This is a genomic window from Pseudomonas sp. JQ36, assembly GCF_053851495.1.
This window is the reverse complement of the sequence record NZ_CM132642.1, coordinates 2,140,060-2,161,203: the sequence shown is the minus strand read 5'-3', so window position 1 is coordinate 2,161,203 and position 21,144 is coordinate 2,140,060. Positions and strand designations below refer to the sequence as shown.

The window sequence follows — 21,144 nt, the reverse complement described above, 5'->3', positions numbered from 1 at the left end:
GGTCAAGCGACGGCTACGACGTCGAGAATCCGCTGCACCACCCGATCCTGGTCGATGCCGGCGGCTTCGGCTTCAAACGACAGAATGATGCGGTGCCGCAACACGTCGAACAGCACCGCCTGAATGTCTTCCGGGCTGACGAAGTCGCGACCGGCCAGCCAGGCGTGGGCCCGGGCGCAACGGTCGAGGGCGATCGAGCCGCGCGGGCTGGCGCCATAGGCGATCCACTCGGCCATCTCCGGGTCGAACTTGGCCGGGGTGCGCGTGGCCATGACCAGTTGCACCAGGTACTCCTCCACGGCGTCGGCCATGTACAGACCGAGGATTTCCTTGCGCGCGGCGAAGATCGCCTGCTGGCTGACCCGGCGTTCCGGTTTGGTTTCGCCATTCAGCGCTTCGCCACGGGCCTGCTGCAGGATCCGGCGTTCGACGGCGGCGTCCGGGAAACCGATTTTCACGTGCATCAGGAAGCGGTCGAGCTGCGCCTCGGGCAACGGGTAGGTACCTTCCTGCTCGATCGGGTTCTGCGTCGCCATCACCAGAAACAGTGGCGACAGCTCGTAAGTGCTGCGCCCGACGCTGACCTGGCGCTCGGCCATGGCCTCGAGCAGCGCCGATTGCACCTTGGCCGGGGCGCGGTTGATTTCGTCCGCCAGCACCAGGTTGTGGAAGATCGGTCCTTGCTGGAACACGAAACTGCCGGTTTCCGGGCGATAGATCTCGGTGCCGGTGATGTCGGCCGGCAGCAGGTCGGGGGTGAACTGGATGCGATGGAACTGGGCTTCGATGCCCTCGGCGAGTTCTTTGATCGCTTTGGTCTTGGCCAGACCCGGAGCGCCCTCGACCAGCATGTGGCCGTCGGCGAGCAGGGCGATGAGCAAACGCTCGATGAGTTTTTCCTGGCCGAGAATCTGCGTTGAAAGAAAGGTTCGCAGCGCCAGCAGCGCTTCACGATGTTCCATCGGTGACTGTTCCTGGAAAGGGTGGCCGCAGGCGTTCGGATAACGCCGGGGCTGGGGGCGTTACTTTAATCCATCGAGGGGGGCGGCGACTAACGGCATTTTGCGCAAAGTGCGGGAAATGACTGGGGGATTTGTTGGAATTTTGTAGCAGGGGAGTGATTGGTTGCCCGTACCGGCCCTATCGCGAGCAGGCTCACTCCTACAATGGATCGTCGTACACCATACCTGTAGGAGTGAGCCTGCTCGCGATGAGGCCAGTCCAGCCGATATCAAATCTGGCTGATATAGGTCCCGGTGCCATCCAGAATATTCTTCAGGGTTTCTTCAACTTCAGGCAGATCAACCATATCCGGATTGAAAGTGATCTCCAGCACATCATCCCCATTCAACGCATCGGCATCCGCCGCCGCAATCTCGATCTTCAGCAAGGTTTTGCTCAGGGTGACCTTTACGCCGTCGAGCGTCGAAGGCTCACCATCCAGGGTGATCTCCAGCTCGTCTTCGTCCGGGTAGCGGCTCATCAGAAACATGTCGCCCTTGTCGCTATGGCAGCAGAGCATGGCCATGTTGTCTTCTTCGTCGTCGCACGGGTTGACGATCAGTAGGGCGGTGGTCATTTGCATGGGGGAATTCCTGCCTCGGCGGGGGTGTTGGTCGCAATTGGGCGCGATTCTGCCAGCCCTCGGGAATTTCTGCATGTGAGAGTGTCAGAGGATGTGTCGCGGACGCGACACAGGTCAATGGTCACTTCTGGCGCAGATGTACCGTAAATAAGGGCTTTCGAGCCGCTGTTTTTCGCCACGACTGCTAGTGTTTACCGTTGCCAAAGCCTTGGTTTACGTGCCAATGACCGAATATGTCGCAGCACCGCAAGCAGACACATTGTCGCACCCATTAAGCTGCGCAACGGATGAGCACCCGTAAAGGCATTGTCGGCAGCCTCGACAGTCGTTTTTGCAGATGCCCATTCAATGGAAGGTGAATGTGACCTGAGTGTCTCGTCCAGCTTCACCCACCTGTCCCCCTGTTTCCTCTGCCCGAGAATCAGGAACAGGGCGACACAAGCCCCGCAAGGGGTGTTGCACGCGACGCTTTCCATCAATAACAAGCTTAAGCGGAGTACCACAGATGGCGTTCTTCACCGCAGCCAGCAAAGCCGACTTCCAGCACCAACTGCAAGCGGCACTGGCGCAGCACATCAGTGAACAGGCACTGCCACAAGTGGCGCTGTTCGCTGAACAATTCTTCGGCATCATTTCCCTGGACGAGCTGACCCAACGTCGCCTCTCCGACCTCGCTGGCTGTACTCTTTCCGCGTGGCGCCTGCTTGAGCGCTTCGATCACGCGCAACCGCAAGTGCGCGTCTACAACCCCGATTACGAGCGTCATGGCTGGCAGTCGACCCACACCGCGGTCGAAGTCCTGCACCATGACCTGCCATTTCTGGTCGACTCGGTTCGCACCGAGCTGAACCGCCGCGGCTACAGCATCCACACCCTGCAGACCACCGTGCTCAGCGTACGCCGTGGCAGCAAGGGCGAGCTGCTGGAAATCCTGCCGAAGGGCAGCACCGGCGAAGGCGTGCTGCACGAGTCGCTGATGTACCTGGAAATCGACCGTTGCGCCAACGCGGCCGAACTGAATGTGCTGAGCAAAGAGCTGGAGCAGGTGCTCGGTGAAGTGCGCGTCGCGGTCGCTGATTTCGAGCCGATGAAGGCCAAGGTGCAGGAGATCCTCACCAAGCTCGATCACAGCGCATTCGCCGTCGATGCCGACGAAAAGACCGAAATCAAGAGCTTCCTGGAATGGCTGGTGGGCAACCACTTCACCTTCCTCGGCTACGAAGAGTTCACCGTTGTCGATCAGGCCGATGGCGGCCATATCGAATACGACCAGAACTCCTTCCTCGGTCTGACCAAACTGCTGCGCACCGGCCTGACCAACGAAGACCGGCACATCGAAGACTACGCGGTGAACTACCTGCGCGAACCGACTCTGCTGTCGTTCGCCAAGGCTGCGCACCCGAGCCGTGTACACCGTCCGGCCTACCCGGATTACGTGTCGATCCGTGAAATCGACGCCGACGGCAACGTCATCAAGGAACACCGCTTCATGGGCCTGTACACCTCTTCGGTGTATGGCGAGAGCGTGCGGGTCATCCCGTTCATCCGCCGCAAGGTCGAAGAAATCGAACGCCGTTCCGGCTTCCAGTCCAAGGCTCACCTGGGCAAGGAACTGGCGCAGGTGCTCGAAGTACTGCCGCGTGACGACCTGTTCCAGACTCCGGTCGACGAACTGTTCAGCACCGTGATGTCGATCGTGCAGATCCAGGAACGCAACAAGATCCGCGTGTTCCTGCGCAAAGACCCGTACGGTCGCTTCTGCTACTGCCTGGCCTACGTGCCGCGCGACATCTATTCCACCGAAGTGCGCCAGAAGATCCAGCAAGTCCTGATGGAGCGCCTGAAGGCTACCGACTGCGAGTTCTGGACCTTCTTCTCCGAGTCCGTGCTGGCTCGCGTGCAGTTGATCCTGCGCGTCGATCCGAAGAACCGCATCGACATCGATCCGCTGCTGCTGGAAAAAGAAGTCGTGCAGGCCTGCCGCAGCTGGCAGGACGACTACGCCGCACTGACCGTCGAAAGCTTCGGCGAAGCCCACGGCACCAACGTGCTGGCGGACTTCCCGAAAGGCTTCCCGGCGGGTTACCGCGAGCGTTTCGCGGCGCATTCGGCCGTGGTCGACATGCAGCACCTGCTGAGCCTGAACGAAAAAAATCCGCTGGTGATGAGCTTCTATCAGCCGCTGGGCCAGGTGTCCGGTCAGCGCGAGCTGCATTGCAAGCTGTACCACGCCGACACCCCGCTGGCGCTGTCCGACGTCTTGCCGATTCTGGAAAACCTCGGCCTGCGCGTGCTGGGTGAATTCCCTTACCGTCTGCGCCACACCAACGGCCGCGAGTTCTGGATTCACGACTTCGCGTTCACTGCGGCGGAAGGTCTGGAGCTGGACATCCAGCAACTCAACGACACCCTGCAGGACGCGTTCGTCCACATCGTCCGTGGCGATGCCGAGAACGATGCGTTCAACCGTCTGGTGCTGACCGCTGGCCTGCCGTGGCGCGACGTGGCGCTGCTGCGTGCCTACGCCCGTTACCTGAAACAGATCCGTCTGGGCTTTGACCTGGGTTACATCGCCAGCACCCTGAACAACCACACCGACATCGCTCGCGAGCTGACCCGGTTGTTCAAGACCCGTTTCTACCTGGCGCGCAAGCTGGGCAGCGATGATCTGGAAGACAAGCAACAGCGTCTGGAACAGGCGATTCTGACCGCACTGGACGACGTTCAGGTGCTCAACGAAGACCGCATCCTGCGTCGCTACCTGGACCTGATCAAAGCCACCCTGCGCACCAACTTCTATCAGACTGATGCCAACGGCCAGAACAAGTCGTACTTCAGCTTCAAGTTCAACCCGCACGCGATTCCTGAGCTGCCGAAGCCGGTACCGAAGTTCGAAATCTTCGTTTACTCGCCACGTGTCGAAGGCGTGCACTTGCGCTTCGGCAACGTTGCTCGCGGTGGTCTGCGCTGGTCCGACCGTGAAGAAGACTTCCGTACCGAAGTCCTCGGCCTGGTAAAAGCCCAGCAAGTGAAGAACTCGGTCATCGTGCCGGTGGGGGCGAAGGGCGGCTTCCTGCCGCGTCGCCTGCCACTGGGCGGCAGCCGTGACGAGATCGCGGCCGAAGGCATCGCCTGCTACCGCATCTTCATCTCCGGTCTGCTGGACATCACCGACAACCTGAAAGACGGCGCGCTGGTACCGCCGGCCAACGTCGTGCGGCATGACGACGATGACCCGTACCTGGTAGTGGCCGCGGACAAGGGCACTGCGACCTTCTCCGACATCGCCAACGGCATCGCCATCGACTACGGCTTCTGGCTGGGTGACGCGTTCGCCTCCGGTGGTTCCGCCGGTTACGACCACAAGAAAATGGGCATCACCGCCAAGGGCGCTTGGGTCGGCGTACAGCGCCACTTCCGCGAGCGCGGCATCAATGTTCAGGAAGACAGCATCACCGTGGTCGGCGTGGGTGACATGGCCGGTGACGTATTCGGTAACGGCCTGTTGATGTCCGACAAGCTGCAACTGGTCGCTGCGTTCAACCACATGCACATCTTCATCGATCCGAACCCGAACCCGGCGACCAGCTTCGTCGAGCGTCAGCGCATGTTCGACCTGCCGCGTTCGGCCTGGACCGACTACGACACCAGCATCATGTCCGAAGGCGGCGGCATCTTCTCGCGCAGCGCGAAGAGCATCGCCATCTCGCCGCAGATGAAAGAACGCTTCGACATCAAGGCCGACAAGCTGACCCCGACCGAACTGCTGAACGCCTTGCTCAAGGCACCGGTGGATCTGCTGTGGAACGGCGGTATCGGTACTTACGTCAAGGCCAGCACCGAAAGCCATGCCGACGTGGGCGACAAGGCCAACGACGCACTGCGCGTGAACGGCAACGAGCTGCGCTGCAAAGTGGTGGGCGAGGGCGGTAACCTCGGCATGACCCAACTGGGTCGCGTGGAATTCGGTCTGAATGGCGGCGGTTCCAACACCGACTTCATCGACAACGCCGGTGGCGTGGACTGCTCCGACCACGAAGTGAACATCAAGATCCTGCTGAACGAAGTGGTTCAGGCCGGCGACATGACTGACAAGCAACGCAACCAGTTGCTGGCGAGCATGACCGACGAAGTCGGTGGTCTGGTGCTGGGCAACAACTACAAGCAGACCCAGGCCCTGTCCCTGGCGGCGCGTCGTGCCTACGAGCGCATTGCCGAGTACAAGCGTCTGATGAGCGATCTGGAAGGCCGTGGCAAGCTGGATCGTGCCATCGAGTTCCTGCCGACCGAAGAGCAGATCAACGAGCGCGTTGCGGCAGGCCATGGCCTGACCCGTCCCGAGCTGTCGGTGCTGATCTCGTACAGCAAGATCGACCTCAAGGAACAGCTGCTGAACTCGCTGGTGCCGGACGACGACTACCTGACCCGCGACATGGAAACGGCGTTCCCGCCGACCCTGGTCAGCAAGTTCTCCGAAGCCATGCGTCGTCATCGTCTGAAGCGCGAGATCGTCAGCACCCAGATCGCCAACGACCTGGTCAACCACATGGGCATCACCTTCGTGCAACGACTCAAAGAGTCGACCGGCATGAGCCCGGCGAACGTGGCCGGCGCCTACGTGATCGTGCGTGACATCTTCCACCTCCCGCACTGGTTCCGTCAGATCGAAGCGCTGGACTATCAGGTTTCCGCTGACGTGCAACTGGAGCTGATGGACGAGCTGATGCGTCTGGGCCGCCGTGCTACACGCTGGTTCCTGCGTGCCCGTCGCAACGAGCAGAACGCTGCCCGTGACGTCGCGCATTTCGGTCCGCACCTGAAGGAGCTGGGTCTGAAGCTCGACGAACTGCTGAGCGGCGAAATCCGTGAAAACTGGCAGGCGCGTTATCAGGCTTATGTTGCGGCCGGTGTGCCGGAGTTGCTGGCGCGTATGGTGGCGGGTACCTCGCACCTGTACACCCTGCTGCCGATCATCGAAGCATCCGACGTCACTGGTCAGGACCCGGCCGAAGTGGCCAGAGCCTACTTCGCCGTGGGCAGTGCGCTGGATATCACCTGGTATCTGCAACAGATCAGCGCGCTGCCGGTTGAAAACAACTGGCAGGCCTTGGCCCGTGAAGCGTTCCGTGATGATGTGGACTGGCAGCAACGTGCGATCACCATCTCCGTCCTGCAACAGGGCGACGGCACTCAGGACGTGGAAGCACGCCTGGCGCTGTGGATGGCACAGCACGAAAGCATGATCGAGCGCTGGCGCGCCATGCTGGTGGAGATCCGTGCTGCGAGCGGCACTGACTACGCCATGTATGCGGTGGCCAACCGTGAACTGCTTGACCTCGCGTTGAGCGGTCAGGCGGTAGTGCCTGCGGCTGCTGCGAATGCCGAGCTTGAACTGGCCTGAGTAGTGTTTGAATGAAGAAGCCCCGGTGTTGTGAGATGCCGGGGCTTTTTTGTGTCTGTTGGTTTTGTGGTGGTCGGGCTGGCCCCTTCGCGAGCAGGCTCACTCCTACAGTTGAAATGCGTTTTCCCCCTGTAGGAGTGAGCCTGCTCGCGATGAGGGCCTGACTATCAATACAACTTATGTGCTTGTTTGTTATCCAGCATCGACACTTTATCTGTCGCCCTGGTCAATAAATTACTCAGCGACTGATCAAATTTCTGCAGCGCCCGAACTTGCACATCCTGCTGCTGATTAATATCAGCGACGATCTCGTCCGAACCTTTGAAGTCCGCCCACACCGGCGTCAGTTCTTTGGCCTCCGAACCTTTCGCCGTGCCGATGTAATTCAACTTCGCATCATAAAAGTCCGCACTGACATCGGCCTTGATGTCGGAGCTGCGCGAAGTGATCAACTGGCTGTGGGCGTCGACGATCGCCACCACATCGGGGTGCGCCGCGCGCAGGCTCTGCATGTCCGGGTACACCGTGACCGAGCCGAACTGCCGTTGCAGCGAGGCCTTGACCCAGTCCACGGCCATGTCCGGTTTCGAGGTGTTGACGTAGGCGTCGTGGATCGGCCGCACCAGCAGGCTCTGGCCGAAACCGGTGCCGGCGTTGGCCTGATAGTCACGCAGATATTCGCGGTTGGTCTGGGTGCTCGGGCTGTAAACCACGCCCAGAGACACGCCGGGACCACTTTGCACCTGGGCGGCGCTGCTGCGGTCGGTCGGGTGGGGAAGCAGCGTGTCGAGGGAGGAGACCGCTCGCGGCGCGGTGGGCACTGAACAGGCGGAGAGGGCGATAACCGAAATCAATAAGGTACTGGCCAACGCAAGTTTCATGGTGAGTCTCCCGTGAAGCAACTTCAGTCGGAAAGTCAGAGTTGTCGCGGCTGTAGGTGACGGGCGCACGACAGTTGATTCAGACTAAACCCGCCAACCTGTAAATAAGCTGACAATTTTTCGAGTTGTGGCGATGCATTAGTTTTATTGGCTTTAAGGCAAATCAGTTAATTGCCTCGGGAAATAAACAGGCGCAAAACACCGTTTTGCGCCTGTTTATTTATGGCTGTGCCAACAACCATCAGTTTTTCAAGGGGATCAGCACTTGTTCGTCCGGGGCCAATACCATGAACACCAGTAACTTCGCCGGTTTGCTGTTGCTGGCGTTTTTCGACACCAGGTGTTCGGAGCCGGCCGGTTCATACCAGAACTGGCCTTTCTTGTAGGTGATTGCCTGTTCGCCCTTGACCTGGGAAATCACTTCGCCTTCGAGCACATAGGCCATGGCGGTGCCGTCGTGTTTGTGGGCGATCGAAGATTGGCCTGGTTTGTAGTCGACTTCGATCATCATGGCTTTCTTGCCGGGGGCGTTTTTCAACATCTGGTCTTGCAAGACGGTGACTTTCTCGGACGGGTCGTGGGCCAGGGCGGCAGCAGATACAGACAGGGCGAGAATGGCGGTGAAGAGGTGCAGGGCTTTCATGGTGGATCACCTTGGGAGGAGGGGGTGGTGACCACAGTAGTCTGCGGGGTGGGGTATTCAAACGGCCAATATTCGGGAAGATTGGGTGACCAATCGATCGTTCGGCGGTGCGGCTGAATACGCCTTCGCGAGCAAGCCCGCTCCCACAGTTGAACGCATTCCAATGTGGGAGCGGGCTTGCTCGCGAAGGCGTCCGGTCAGACGATGGGGAAACTATTAAAATCCACACTGTTGGCCAGACGGCTGTCGATCAGGTCGATAAACCCCTGCGCCTCGGGCCGGTTGAAGTGCGCCTGCATCGCCGCTTCCGACTGCCAGCGCGCACTCACCGTCCAGCGCTGGCTGTCCTCGGGGCAGCGGTCGACCATGTAGGCGTCGCAGCCCGGTGTCTGGCGCAAGGTGTCGACGATCTTCTGCAACTGCCGGCCGAGCTCTTCCGAACGGCCGGCGGCAGCGCGCACCTCGACGGTGTTGATCACTTCGTTGGACATTGCTCACACTCCTGAATCAGGCCGGACGAATCCTGCTCATTGAGGGATAACGCCCATGCAGAATAGGCCTGCACCTGCTGATCACCAATAACCAATCGGCGGTTAATCGCCCAGACCAATCATTCACGCCACTTGTTGCAGAATGTCGCGCAGGCGATCCAGAGCGGTGTCGATATCGAGGGTTTCAATGGCGCCGAAGCCGAAGTACAGGCCGCTCTTCACCGGCTGTTGATAATGGAAAATGTCGATGGAATACAGCCCGACCTCGACTTTTTTCGCCAGTTCGATCACCAGCGGCAGGTCGATCGGCACCTTGCATAGCACCGCCATGTGGAACCCGGCACTGGGCGGTATCGCCTCCAGCCACGGCGCCAGATCCGTCGCCATGCGCGCCAGAATCCGCTCGCGGCGCTGGGCGTAAATCGTATGGCAACGGCGGATGTGCTTGAGCAGGCAACCTTCGGCGATGAACTTGGCCAGCGCCCATTGCGGCAGGGTCGAGGCGTGCAGGTCGGTGAGTTGTTTGGCGCGGACCACCGCTTCGAGAATCGCCGGCGGCAGGATCGCGTAACCCAGGCGCAACTCCGGCAGCAAGGTCTTGGAGAAGGTGCCGACGTAGGCCACGATGCCGCGCTGGTCGAGGCTGAACAGAGAGTCCGTCGGCCGCCCTTCGTAGCGGAACTCGCTGTCATAGTCGTCCTCGATGATGATCGCGCCCAGCTCATGAGCCCGGGCCAGCAAGGCCTCGCGGCGCGCCTGGCTCATCGGCATACCCAACGGGAACTGGTGCGACGGCGTGACGTAAATCAGCCGCGTGCCCTCGGGAATCTGCTCGACCACAATCCCTTCGGCATCCACCGGTACGCCGACCACTTCCGCACCGTGGGTGCCGAACAGCAGGCGTGCCGGCGGGTAGCCCGGATCCTCCATCGCCACCCGACTGCCGGGGCAGATCAGCACGCGGGTGATCAGGTCCAGCGCCTGCTGCGCGCCGTTGCACACCACGATGTCTTCGTCCTGACAGTTGATCCCGCGCGAAAAAGCGATGTGCCGGGCAATCGCATTGCGCAGCGCCGGCAGGCCTTCGGGCACGCTGTAGAAGCCTTTGGAGCCCGCCATCTGGCGCATCGCGTGTGACACGCAACGGCGCCAGTCGTCATGCGGGAACTGGCCCTTGCTGGTGGCGCCGCCGATGAAGTCGTAGCGCAACGAACCTTCCAGCGACGGGTGGCGCAAGAACACCGGCAGGTTGCGCCAGCGCGCGATCACCTCGGCGCTGGCCAGTTCGGTGTGGCTTTGCTTGCGCTGAATCTGCGCCGGGCGGGCGTTGACGTAGGTGCCTTTGCCGATCACTCCGGTGAGGAAGTTTTCGTACGTCAGCTGCGCGTAGGTGTCGGAAATGGTCTTGCGCGAGATCCCCAGTTGCTCGGCCAGCAGACGGCTGGGCGGCAACTGCGTACCAGCGGCCAGGCGCCCGGACTCGATGGCGCCGCGCAGCTGGTTGTACAACTGGCCGGCGAGGTCCTTGCGGCCATTGATCACGACGTGAAGTTCCATACCGACGCGGCTCCGGGGGGCGATTGAAGTGTCGGCCAGATTAACGCTGTTGGGTGATTGGCAGTAGTTGCGCAGCACAAAAACCCGAAATTGGTCACCGTCTCCCTTGTAGGAGTGAGCCTGCTCGCGATGACGTCGGCACATCCAACATGGCGGTGACTGAATGACCGCTATCGCGAGCAGGCTCACTCCTACAAGGTTGTGTGTTTGGCCGGGGGGCAGTGGTGTAGCGATATTACGTGGAATTGGGGCTGTAACGCTGGCAGCTCCGCGCTTACCGTGAACTCATCATTCCGCTTCCCGAGACCTGCCATGTCCCCGCGTCTGGACTACTACAACGCATCGCCCAAGGCGATGAAAGCGATGATCGCCATGGAGGCGCTGACCAGCGACCTGAGCATCGAGGCGCCGCTGTTGCAACTGATCAGGATCCGCGCCTCGCAGCTCAACGGCTGCGCGTTCTGCACCGACATGCATTCGGTGGACGCGCGGCGGGCCGGGGAGAGTGATCGGCGCTTGTATGCGATTGCGGTGTGGCGCGACAGCGGCTTCTTTAACCCCCGTGAACGCGCAGCGCTGGGTTGGGCCGAGGCGGTGACGCTGTTGGCGGAAAGTCATGTGCCGGATGATGTTTACCAGTTGGCCAAAGCGCAATTCAGTGAGGCGGAACTGGTGGATCTGACCATGGCCGTCACCACCATCAACAGCTGGAATCGTCTGGCCGTAAGCTTTCGCCAGACCCCGAGCGATTGACATGCACATAACCTGTGGCGAGGGAGCTTGCTCCCGCTCGGCTGCGCAGCAGCCGCAAAACCTTTGCATGCGGTCTGTCAGTCAAAACCGGTTCGGCAGATTTGGGGGCGCTACGCACCCCAGCGGGAGCAAGCTCCCTCGCCACAAAGTTTGGTCTTCAGTTTGGTGGAAAGATCGCAGCCTTCGGCAGCTCCTACATTCGATCCCATGTAGGAGCTGCCGAAGGCTGCGATCTTTTGACTTTGATGTTTTCCTAATTCGGTGGGCGCTGTGGTTTGACTGACGTCCCGAAGGTATTCCCCATCCGCGTACTGGTCGCCGCCGGCGTCGCCAGCCCGACCTGATTCGGTGGCCGCTTGTTCACCGGCACGTTCAGCGCTTCCTGATTCTTCTGCGCAGCCGCAGCGCCCTCGGGGTTGTTACCCATCTGCTGACTCAGACAATCGTAATTCGGCGCCTTGTAGCCACCCACCGTCACCTCCACGCAGCCCAGCGGCTGTTCGGCGTGGGCACTGGCGAAGGCGCTCAGCAGCAGCCCGCCGAGGGCGATTTTCCACAGTGATTTCATGCAAGCCTCCTGGCCGGCCCGAAGCGGCCGTTCTCTGAATGCAGTCTAGTGCAAGCCTCGCGCGAATCCCGTGATGGTTTTTTTGCACCGCCCGTCACACCAGATTCATAAACAGCCATCAGGATGACGGTTTTCAGGGGTACGTCAGCCGTGCAGCGAGGCAGTTCCAGGGACGGTCTTCAGCGTTCAGCGACTCTTGTGCGCCGGGTGAGTCTGGGGCTGCTGCTTGGCTGGTTCAGCGGAGCTGCGACAGCCGAACCGGTGCCGGCCGATATGCGCATGACGCTGCACATTCCGGCGCAGGACCTGGCCCGGGCGCTGGATCAGTACAGCCATGCCACCGGGGTGGCGGTGCTGGTCGACAGTCAGTTGAGTCGTGGCCGGCGCTCGTTGGCGGTCGATGGCGAATACACCGCTGCCGATGCGCTGCGCCGTTTGCTCGGCGGCAGTGGCCTGATGGCGCGTTATGCCCGCGACGATGCGTTCACCCTGCAAGTGGCGCAGGTCGAGGACGTGCCATCGGCGCTGGATAAAACCACCCCGGCCAGTGCCGCTGTCAGTCGCAGCTACGCCACCGCCGTGCAAGCGGCGATCGAGCGCAACCTGTGCCGCTCGCCGCTGACCCGTCCCGGCAGTTATCGCGCGGTGTTGCAGGTCTGGGTCGGGCGCGACGGCGTGGTGCAGCACAACCGGTTGGTCACCACCACCGGTGATGTACGGCGCGATACCGCGCTGGTGGAGAGCTTTCGCAATCTCAGGATCGACCGGCCGACGCCCAGCGCGTTGCGCCAGCCGGTCACGTTGCTGTTGTTACCGGAGTCGTCAGGGAAACGCATGGAATGCACCAAATGGGAAGGAGTTTCCGGGGGATGAAAGACACCGGACAAGGTTCGATGGTCCAGCTGTTCCTGACGTCCTACGAGGACTTTCGGGTGCGCTTGCGGCGCCGTCTCGGCTCGGAAGACTTGGCCAACGACGTGCTGCACGAAACCTACCTGCGGGTCGACCGCATGGAAACGCCGCCGAACCTGCTGCGGCCCAACGCCTACCTCTATCGCATGGCCCTGAACATCGCCGCCGACCGCCGTCAGGCCGATGCGCGCCTGCTCACCGGCGAGGAAGTCGAAGAGCTGCTGAAGATCGGCGACGAGGCGCTGGATCCGGCGCGAGTGGTCGGTGGGCAAAAGGAAATTCAGTCGCTGCTCAGCGCCCTTTACGAGCTGCCAGCGCGGCGTCGCAGAATCTTCATCGCGGCGCGGCTGGAGGAGGCGCCACACCTGGAAATCTCCCAGCGCTTCGGCATTTCCACACGCATGGTCGAGAAGGAAATCAAAGCTGCATTGGGCTTCTGCGCCGCGAAACTGGAAAGAAAAGTGTTTCAGCGGTTCGGTCGCGGGGCCGGAAAACCGTCTTCTGAATAGTGCCCGATCAATTCGTTGAGAATCTGCGCGTTTGAACATCTTTCGACTGACACCTGCCGAGCCATCGGCGGCCGACAATCTGCACAGCGAAGCCCACGACTGGTTGGTCCTGCTGACCTCCGGCCGCGCCACCGTGGCCGACGCCCGGGCGTTGCGCCAGTGGTGCGCGCAGAGCGCCGAACATGCCCAGGCTTTCGAGCAGGCCAAGGTCTTGTGGCACAACCTGCAGCCTGCCGCTGAAATGCTGCAGTCGCCACGGCGCTTCGGTCGCCGGGCGTTTCTCGGTGGCGCCATCGCGGCATCGGCGGCGTTCCTGCTGGTGCGCGGGACGATCCCCGGTGGCTTCGAAGGGCTCGGCGCCGATTACATTACCGAGGTCGGCCAGCAGAAGCGTTTCGAACCGGCCGACGGCGTGCGCCTGGAACTCAACACCCAGACCCGCATCAACCAGCGCTCTGCCGATGATGGTGTGCAGGGGTTCGAACTGGTCAGCGGCGAAGTCGAAGTGCAGACCGCGCGGCTGCCATTGGCGATGCAGGCTGGAGGAGGGTGGTTGCGGGCCAGTCAGGCGCGGTTCAATTTGCGCAATACCGATCAGCAAGTGTGCGTGACGTGCCTCGATGGTTCGGTGGACATCAATGTCGATGGTCGCAGCCTGCGTTTGCAGCCGGGGGAGCAATTGACCTACGACGCGCAGCAAGTGGGCGCAGTGCAAAGCGTCGACACCGCAGCAGTGATGAACTGGCGCCAACAGGTACTGGTATTCAACGGCGCAACCCTCAGCCAGATGATCGACGAGATCAACCGCTACCGCCCCGGCATGTTGCTGCTGCTCAACCGCGAACTCGGCCAACGCCGCGTTCAGGCCCGCTTCAACCTCGACCAACTCGCCGGCGTCGCCCTGCTGATCCGCGACGCCTACGGCGTCAAATGCACCGAACTCCCCGGCGGAGTAGTCGTCCTCAGCTAACCCAACCCCACCAACCCCACCACCCCCTGTGGGAGCGAGCTTGCTCGCGAAGGCGGCCTACCAGCCAACCAATCTCTGCCAGACCGCATACGATCCAATTGTAGGAGTGAGCCTGCTCGCGATGACGGCCCGACAGCCGACCAATATCTACCGGCTTGTGGGAGCTGACCTACCAGCGATGACAGCTTACAAGCCAACCATTCCCAACTGACCAAACCCAATCCAACTGTGGGAGCGGGCTTGCTCGCGAAGGCGTCCACTCAGCCAAATCATCATCAACTGACCCACCGCATTCGCGAGCAAGCCCACTCCCACAGGTTTTTGCAGTGATTCAGATTATTGCAGCGGCCCAATCACCTGCCGATACCACTCCACCCCCTGCGCTGTCTCCCGCGTCAACCTTACCTCCAACCCCAACGGATCCTCCCGCCGATTCCCACTCAACTGCCGCCACCCCTTGTCCACCTCCCAAACCCGCACCTGCACATCACTCACCCCATCCAACACCGCCACCCCAACCCCCGGCGCCGGCAACGGATAACGACTGCGCGCCTCAGCCATCGCCCGATACAACGTATCCCCCTTGACCCACCAACGCACCCGCTGCAAAGCCCCAGGTTGATCCGCCGCACTGCGAATAATGTCCAGCCGAAACCCCTTGCTATCACTGCTCCGCACCGTCAGCGCAGGCGGTGCACTCGGCGGCTCATCATCCACGCCAACCTTCTTCGGCTCAGCCAATTCAATCCCCGCACGCATCTCCACATCGCGCTGCAACTGATTCAACGCCCGCAACAAACTGTCACTCTGCTCACTGCTCGCCTGCAAATGACTGTCCGCCCGCGTCACACTGTCCAGCCCGCGCCAGGCAATCAAACTGACCACCGCCATCAGCAGAATCGCGACCATCACCTCGATCAGGGTAAAGCCCCGTTGATCGTTCATTGCACACTGATCCTTCCACTGGCATCACGCAGCACACTCAGCCGATTGAGCCCATCAGACAAGGTCAATTGCAGCGGCGGATTGATCCACTCGGCATTGAGCACCACCTTCAGCTTCGGCTCCACCCGCACCTCCAGCTTCGGACTCTGCCAAGTGCGCGGCCGCAACTGCGGATCATCCTTGAAATGCTCGAACCCCCGACCACTGTCACTGCGCCGACTGAAGCGAAAGCCCTTGCCATCACTCACCCAAACAATCGGCCGACCATCGGCGCGCGCCTCCGCCTGGGCCACCTGCAGCAACTGCGCCACACGCTCGGCGTCCTTGCGCAGCAACTGCAGCGGATCCGGCTTGATACTCAGACTGATCGCCGCACTCGCGATCCCGATGATCACCAGCACCACCATCAGCTCGATCAGCGTAAAGCCCTGTTGCTTGCCCACATTCATCGGTTGCGCGCTCCGTTGCGTCCTGCCCGGTCCAAAAAAACATCCTGCACGGCCAACATGTAAGCCGTGTGAAATAAAACCGTGAGAATTGCCGCGTAGCCTGTCAGCAGGGACTAAAAGGAGATTCAGCCCATGATGCTCACCACCCGCATATCCCCCCCGCAAACCGTCCAGGCCCTCGCACTGCTCGCCGCCCTGGTCGGCGTCGCGACCTGGTCGTCGCTACTCCTGACCTCCGCCGAGTCCCACACCCCTCCGGCGCCACCGCAAATGCTCGCGGCGCGCAGTGACAGCCCGGCGTTGCAGTGGTTTTCCAACCAGACGGCGCCGGTGGACATCAAGGTGAGTGGGGTGATGGCGGGGGGGCGCGGGGCGGTGGCGATTTTGAGTTTGAACGATGGACCGCCGAGGAGTTTTTTGCAGGGGGAGAGGGTGGGGCCTGGGGTTAAGTTGGTGGCGGTGGAGGGGGATGGGGTGGTGATTGAGCAGGGGGGGGAGAGAGTGCGGTTGGGGGTGGAGAGGTTGGGGGAGGGGGTGGAGATGCCGAGTCTCAGGAGACCCTGATTTGTTGGATGAACGACCGGTTCGACGCAGCGTTGCCATTGAGTTACACCGGATTCCGATTGTTTGCAGCTACCCGCCAATTAGTGGAGAATTTCGCGCATTCTTTCATTGCAGGGAGCAAATCAATGAAGCCGTTAGTTCAGTATTGTCATGGTGCTGTCAGAGCCTTAAACGCTCAATACGAAATGACTAAGGTGCTAGGGCACTCTGTCACGGCAGGCTCAGCGCGAGAACGGCTTATTCAAGATTTTCTTCTTGCGCATCTTCCAGAAATGACCAGCATCGTAAGCGGAGTGATCATTGACTCGGAGGGGCGGCGCTCTAAGCAGCAAGATATTGTTCTAATGTTGAAGTCCATGCCTAGGCTTCCATTTGCTAGCGGTCATGACCTCATATTTCAAGAAGGAACTGTAGCAACTTTTGAGATTAAGACAGAAATAACGCCCTCTATTCTTGAAGCTATTTCTCTGAATGTCGAGAGCGTAAAAGCGCTTATTCCAAGTACGCTTGAGGGTGTGCAGTTTGGTGATCTAGATTGGCCTTATAATAGAATATTGAACGCTGTTATCACATATGGAGGGTCGGCTTTAGAAAGCATCGAACAAACCCTAATGGCACTCCCGGAGGCGCGCCAGCCAGATGTTTACTTTGATCTTACAAAAGGGATTCTTGTGAAAAATGACGGCATATTGATTGGTCTGAATGGTTCAAGCTCTTTTCTAATGTTCAATGATCCCTCCATTGGTCTTGCACGCTTGCTTACAATGTTATCGAAATTAAGTGGGCGTTTAGTTATGCGTGGCGTGAAGTGGGAATCATATTTCATATAGCTGGCATAAAACAAGTTAAAAGGAGGTGGATCCCTTCTTTTAAGAGCTAAATAAATCTCCCTCTATTTCTTCCAAGGTCAAGTGAGTGACTTGTTGTCGAATAATTAAATTAACTAACATTTTGTCTGGTTTTCTCATTTTTTTTTCTGAAGTGGAAATTTGATTCGGCTAAATTGGGCTTCGCTATTTATTACTAGCCCCTGACTTATACTAATATCAGGGGGCTGAGGATTCGAGGCTGATAAAAATTACCAGGTTGCGTCGTAAAAATTTTTATCTTGTGCCAATGCTTGATACATAACTCTTTTCCAGTGGTTCGAAAAATATATCGTCGAGTTGGAAACTGATCCCAGGTATGCTGAAAATTCCTCGGGCGATATGCTGGATAAATATCCGCGGCGCAAGTCAATAAGAGCACTTAATTCATCCGCAGCCTGTACGCTATATCGAGATCCAATGTTGAAATCTCTGAAATGATTCAGTGCTCTATTTTTGTCGATGTCGCGCCATTCGTTTGGCGGTGCAGAAAAATATACTAAGCTGCATGGTTGTGTAAGTTCCACTTTTGCAAATACCCATTGCTCTAAAAAAAACTTATCATCATCAAAATACGGATGAATAGATTGTTCATCTTCTACATCGGCGAGAGCGTTGCTTTTCTCTGTATTACAGTCCCTGCAACAAGGTACCAAATTTTGTGGGAGCACGGCGTACTGAGGGTAGTTGGCTTTAGGTAGAAAGTGATCTAGGCTCTTGGGTCTACCTATACCGCCGCAGAACGGGCACTTTTCATTAGCTGCTACTAAAATCACATCGTACAGACCTCTGCCAGGCTGTCTATCAACCATGTGGTACCGATATAATTTAAGAAGTTCACTTTTCCTTATATCCGCTATTACGATCGGATCTTCGTCTCTTTGATGAGTCAGCGGAGGAATGGAGTAAATATTGCCGACTCTGGCTCGATTGATGTAAATGCTTGATGCACTCTCGATAAAATCAGAGGCGCGAATTAGGCGCTCCTTTAAGTTTAAGTCAAGAACAGATGCCAGGCATAGATTGTATGATTGCAAAGATGTGAATTCAGGCAAGTTTAGACGTCTCATTTTTTGCCCTCTAAATCACGACTAGCAATTAGCGCCCTAACAATTGCTTGAGCTTCAAACCCCAGTTGGTCATCGTACTCGTGCATTACCTGTTCAAAAGTTCCACCGGCATCAACTGAAATTTTAAGCATTTTATGAAAACCTGACTTTCTTACTTCTAAGCCAAATACTTCACGAGTCAAAATGCCTACATTTTCTCCAAATGTTTGGATTTCAGGTCGTTCAGTTCCAATTACTAATCTCGATCTATTTATCTTCCAAGAGCAAGAGGTGGGGATTTCCTGCAAAACAACAGGCGAGTGTGTAGCAATAATGGCTACGCCATTTCTATCGAGTAGAAGTTCGCTCAGGGCCCTTAAAAAAGCGGACAGCAGAGGCGGGTGAAGATGGCTTTCAGGCTCATCTATCACAACTAGAGTTTTCTCCTCTACAGTTGCTACTAGCTTAGTAATGGTCAAAAGAACTATTGCGTGTCCGGAACTCATTCTAGCGATTAGTTCTAGTGCCTTGATGTTAAACTCTTGCCCTGTCAAGTCCATTAGGCGAGAAAGTTCCATGTCGGCGAAATTTTCGTCGGACTCTAAATTTGAAATTGCACTTAGCCAGCGCGACTTTTTTCCCGGCTGACTCATGCAAAGAGCCAGGCTTCTTAAATACTCTTGATGAATTTCTCCTAAAGTTTTTAATTCAGAGCTGTTAGACGAAATCTTCTTTAGTCCTACATAATAATAACATGTGCCTTTGGCTGGGTCGGGTTGTTCAGGAGGTGGTGTGAACGGATCAAACGCACTAAATGAAACAGATACTAAACTGCTAAAATAATCAGGCCCTATAAGGACTTTTCCAAAAAGCCCTTCTTTAAAAAAACCCTCTTCAGTTCCCAGGCTTTCAGCTACCGCTTGAATCATACCGTTTAATATTGTTGTTTTTCCGACGCCGTTCCGACCTATAAGAGCATGGATGTTGGTGCTTGGCTTTGATTCTGACTTAACGTTAAATGTAAGCTCTATTCCTGCTTGCCTTTCATTTGCCAGCCTTAAGTACGAAAAGGAAAAGTCAGTTCTAATGACTCCCCCATCTAGAACTCTTTTGAACTGTTCCTTGACCGCTGCCAAACTAACTCCTCTCAATAAGGATGTGCTAAAAACATCCTCTCCTAAAGCTGTTTCTAAATGCTTCTCGCTCCAGACAATGTCGCGTAATGATTTAAGATACGTGTCCCGTGCTTCTTTGTTTTCAATCTTTGCCAGCTTTTCGTAATATTCAAGCTCTGTGCCAAGAGAGAAAAAATCGTCTGTTAAATAATTAAATGGGGAAATTAATTTTGAGTAAGTAGATGCTGAAGTGGTCTGGCCTTTGAATCCAATCTTAACATTGCCTAAATTATGCTGGTTACAATCTTGATCACATAGAGTCACGTAAAACATTGTGACGTAAGAGTAGTCATTCCAGTTGTCATACCGTAAAAATGCTGCGTTTGACGTAGATGGCGGGATACTGTCATTGCGACCTATTATAAAAAAGTCCATTTTTCTACCTTGTTTTCTAGCAGGGATAACTGATTCTGAATTATTTAGAATAAGATCTCAACCTGTAAGGGAAAACGATATCGTTGATAGCCCTATCTGATATCTCTTTTGGCTGATACCGATTGTGTGAATGAAAGCCTTAGGGGGAGTGCAGAAAAGGCCGCGCTGAGCAACCACCATAGAAATCATTGGCCGCCAGTAAGAACGCGTTTTGGTAGTAAAAGGGAGACGCGTTGTCCCACGCCCAATGCAGTCATGGTTGGACTTGTACCTCGTATCAGGTACAGGAAATGCTGCATGCCACAAAACCAAAGTACGACGGCATTGCCTTGAGCTACCACGCAGACCCTGAGAACAGAGGATTGGTAGTTTGTTGACGAGATTACGGGACGATCTATTCAGTGAAACGTGACGGAGTGAAGTCCCCGATAAACGCGACTGTTTAGATAGACATCTCCAGACACTCTCCCAGGCTACACATCCTTGCGCCTTTGCCTACAGCTACGCCAGAATCCGCCGGCTTGTGCGCCTTAGGGGCGGGTTCTATTGTGGTTCGGTCGCTGACGAATCAGTGATCGGGTTTGGTAGCCCGGCTTAGACTTGGCGCATAGCGTCACCCGACACAGGCCCTTCTGGGGCTGTGTATTTATGGTGGCCATGCGCAGGGCGTCTTCGGGCGCGCCGGTTTTCCAAGTCACCGGTCTACCAACCTTCGTATGGCCACCACCCCTTCGTTTGGTAGCGAAAGATGATGGCTCCTTTTCTATGATTTGGAGATTCACTCATGATCAAACCAACACCTAACCCGCCCGAAACCGCCTCGGTTTCCCCCTACGAATCCATCGATTCCAAGAAACTCCACGAAGCCGCCGACCGCGCGCTCGACCATTACCTCTGTCCGCCCGGGTCCACGCCGCCCCCACGTAAAACTCGCGGGATGTACGCCGTGACGGCGGACAACAAAACCGAAGAACTGCTGGTCGATGCCAGTGAAACGCTTGCTTCGGCCAAAACCCTCGCGCAGAACATCGCCAGCTTGTTGCCGGTGTCGCAGCGTCATGCGCTGGCGGGGATTGCGCAGTTGATCATGCTTGGGGAGTTGGCGGTGAATCGGGCTTTGGATAATTTGCAGTTGCCGGGGTGATGTAGGTGTCGGGGACACTTGGTTATTGATCGGGTGTTCATTCTGGCGCCTTCGCGAGCAAGCTCGCTCCCACAGGGATTTATGTTGATCACAGATTTTGTGTAAGTCGCTGAAACCGTTGGGAGCTGGGGACAGAGGGGACGGATTTATTCTCGGAAAATAAATCGCTCCCCTCTGTCGCGCAGTTCGCCGATCCGCCACGCACGGCCGCTATAAAACACTGATGATTCGAGCCCGGAATCCGCAAGCCAGAAATACGGATTTCCCCTACAACGAACAGCGATCCATCCTGCATTCAAAACTGAGT

The 21,144-nt window shown here is 57.5% G+C and carries 19 protein-coding genes; 8 read left to right on the top strand and 11 right to left on the bottom strand.

Translation table 11 applies throughout. The features are described 5' to 3' along the window. Nucleotides 1–2: 2 nt before the first annotated feature. Nucleotides 3–962, bottom strand: coding sequence for an AAA family ATPase (locus tag ACS4NR_RS09490; RefSeq protein ID WP_003218556.1), 960 nt, complete (start codon nt 960–962; stop codon nt 3–5). A 269-nt stretch (nt 963–1,231) separates the two neighbouring features. Further along, the gene (locus tag ACS4NR_RS09485; RefSeq protein ID WP_095136368.1) at nt 1,232–1,585 is read right to left on the bottom strand and encodes a hypothetical protein; all 354 of its coding nucleotides are present in this window, start codon (nt 1,583–1,585) and stop codon (nt 1,232–1,234) included. A gap of 505 nt (nt 1,586–2,090) precedes the next feature. Between ACS4NR_RS09485 and ACS4NR_RS09480 the strand changes: the two genes are divergently transcribed. Continuing rightward, nucleotides 2,091–6,986, top strand: coding sequence for an NAD-glutamate dehydrogenase (locus tag ACS4NR_RS09480; RefSeq protein WP_456019845.1), 4,896 nt, complete (start codon nt 2,091–2,093; stop codon nt 6,984–6,986). A gap of 167 nt (nt 6,987–7,153) precedes the next feature. Here ACS4NR_RS09480 and ACS4NR_RS09475 read toward each other — a convergent pair whose 3' ends face one another. From ACS4NR_RS09475 to pdxR, 4 genes are all read right to left on the bottom strand, one after another. Beyond that, the gene (locus tag ACS4NR_RS09475; protein WP_456019843.1) at nt 7,154–7,867 is read right to left on the bottom strand and encodes an ATPase; all 714 of its coding nucleotides are present in this window, start codon (nt 7,865–7,867) and stop codon (nt 7,154–7,156) included. Nucleotides 7,868–8,108: 241 nt separating this feature from the next. Next, on the bottom strand, nt 8,109–8,510 hold the full coding sequence (locus tag ACS4NR_RS09470; RefSeq protein ID WP_134786585.1) for a cupin domain-containing protein: 402 nt from the start codon (nt 8,508–8,510) through the stop codon (nt 8,109–8,111). Nucleotides 8,511–8,707: 197 nt separating this feature from the next. After that, a complete protein-coding gene (locus tag ACS4NR_RS09465; protein ID WP_095136364.1) occupies nt 8,708–9,001 on the bottom strand; it encodes a putative quinol monooxygenase in 294 nt (97 codons plus the stop codon). Between the two features lie 123 nt (nt 9,002–9,124). Next, on the bottom strand, nt 9,125–10,558 hold the full coding sequence (gene pdxR, locus ACS4NR_RS09460) for a MocR-like pyridoxine biosynthesis transcription factor PdxR (RefSeq protein WP_456019841.1): 1,434 nt from the start codon (nt 10,556–10,558) through the stop codon (nt 9,125–9,127). Between the two features lie 312 nt (nt 10,559–10,870). On the opposite strand from pdxR, the gene ACS4NR_RS09455 reads away from it, so the two are divergent. Continuing rightward, nucleotides 10,871–11,311, top strand: a complete 441-nt coding sequence (locus ACS4NR_RS09455; RefSeq protein WP_096797253.1) for a carboxymuconolactone decarboxylase family protein — start codon at nt 10,871–10,873, stop codon at nt 11,309–11,311. 253 nt (nt 11,312–11,564) lie between these two features. Here the strand turns inward: ACS4NR_RS09455 and ACS4NR_RS09450 are convergent, their stop codons facing one another. Continuing rightward, entirely contained in the window at nt 11,565–11,879 is a 315-nt protein-coding gene (locus tag ACS4NR_RS09450; RefSeq protein WP_086790949.1) for a hypothetical protein, read from the bottom strand. A 207-nt stretch (nt 11,880–12,086) separates the two neighbouring features. Between ACS4NR_RS09450 and ACS4NR_RS09445 the strand changes: the two genes are divergently transcribed. From ACS4NR_RS09445 to ACS4NR_RS09435, 3 genes are read left to right on the top strand one after another with little or no spacing between them, the layout of a single operon-like run. Continuing rightward, nucleotides 12,087–12,752: a secretin and TonB N-terminal domain-containing protein gene (locus ACS4NR_RS09445; protein ID WP_347814289.1), complete on the top strand. Its 666-nt coding sequence runs from the start codon at nt 12,087–12,089 to the stop codon at nt 12,750–12,752. Then, nucleotides 12,749–13,300 (top strand): RNA polymerase sigma factor, encoded by a 552-nt coding sequence (locus tag ACS4NR_RS09440; RefSeq protein WP_456019839.1) that lies wholly within the window; start codon nt 12,749–12,751, stop codon nt 13,298–13,300. The genes ACS4NR_RS09445 and ACS4NR_RS09440 overlap by 4 nt, the downstream gene beginning before the upstream one ends. Before the next feature lie 31 nt (nt 13,301–13,331). Next, nucleotides 13,332–14,270 (top strand): FecR family protein, encoded by a 939-nt coding sequence (locus ACS4NR_RS09435; protein WP_456019838.1) that lies wholly within the window; start codon nt 13,332–13,334, stop codon nt 14,268–14,270. A 336-nt stretch (nt 14,271–14,606) separates the two neighbouring features. Here the strand turns inward: ACS4NR_RS09435 and ACS4NR_RS09430 are convergent, their stop codons facing one another. Both ACS4NR_RS09430 and gspH read right to left on the bottom strand, forming a co-directional pair. Next, entirely contained in the window at nt 14,607–15,215 is a 609-nt protein-coding gene (locus ACS4NR_RS09430; protein WP_456019837.1) for a prepilin-type N-terminal cleavage/methylation domain-containing protein, read from the bottom strand. Further along, nucleotides 15,212–15,664, bottom strand: a complete 453-nt coding sequence (gene gspH, locus ACS4NR_RS09425) for a type II secretion system minor pseudopilin GspH (protein ID WP_456019835.1) — start codon at nt 15,662–15,664, stop codon at nt 15,212–15,214. Before gspH ends, ACS4NR_RS09430 begins: the two co-directional genes overlap by 4 nt. A 132-nt stretch (nt 15,665–15,796) precedes the next feature. Here gspH and ACS4NR_RS09420 point away from each other — a divergent pair, with 132 nt between their 5' ends. Together ACS4NR_RS09420 and ACS4NR_RS09415 are read left to right on the top strand one after the other, a co-directional pair. Further along, the gene (locus ACS4NR_RS09420; protein ID WP_456019834.1) at nt 15,797–16,228 is read left to right on the top strand and encodes a type II secretion system protein N; all 432 of its coding nucleotides are present in this window, start codon (nt 15,797–15,799) and stop codon (nt 16,226–16,228) included. A gap of 125 nt (nt 16,229–16,353) precedes the next feature. Further along, complete coding sequence (locus ACS4NR_RS09415) at nt 16,354–17,058, top strand: DUF6602 domain-containing protein (protein ID WP_456019833.1); 705 nt, start codon at nt 16,354–16,356, stop codon at nt 17,056–17,058. Nucleotides 17,059–17,306: 248 nt separating this feature from the next. Here ACS4NR_RS09415 and ACS4NR_RS09410 read toward each other — a convergent pair whose 3' ends face one another. Together ACS4NR_RS09410 and ACS4NR_RS09405 are read right to left on the bottom strand one after the other, a co-directional pair. Continuing rightward, the gene (locus ACS4NR_RS09410; RefSeq protein WP_456019831.1) at nt 17,307–18,164 is read right to left on the bottom strand and encodes an HNH endonuclease; all 858 of its coding nucleotides are present in this window, start codon (nt 18,162–18,164) and stop codon (nt 17,307–17,309) included. Next, entirely contained in the window at nt 18,161–19,693 is a 1,533-nt protein-coding gene (locus ACS4NR_RS09405) for an AAA family ATPase (protein WP_456019830.1), read from the bottom strand. The genes ACS4NR_RS09410 and ACS4NR_RS09405 overlap by 4 nt, the downstream gene beginning before the upstream one ends. Nucleotides 19,694–20,477: 784 nt before the next feature. Between ACS4NR_RS09405 and ACS4NR_RS09400 the strand changes: the two genes are divergently transcribed. Further along, entirely contained in the window at nt 20,478–20,837 is a 360-nt protein-coding gene (locus tag ACS4NR_RS09400; protein WP_095136351.1) for a DUF6124 family protein, read from the top strand. Nucleotides 20,838–21,144 lie beyond the last annotated feature (307 nt).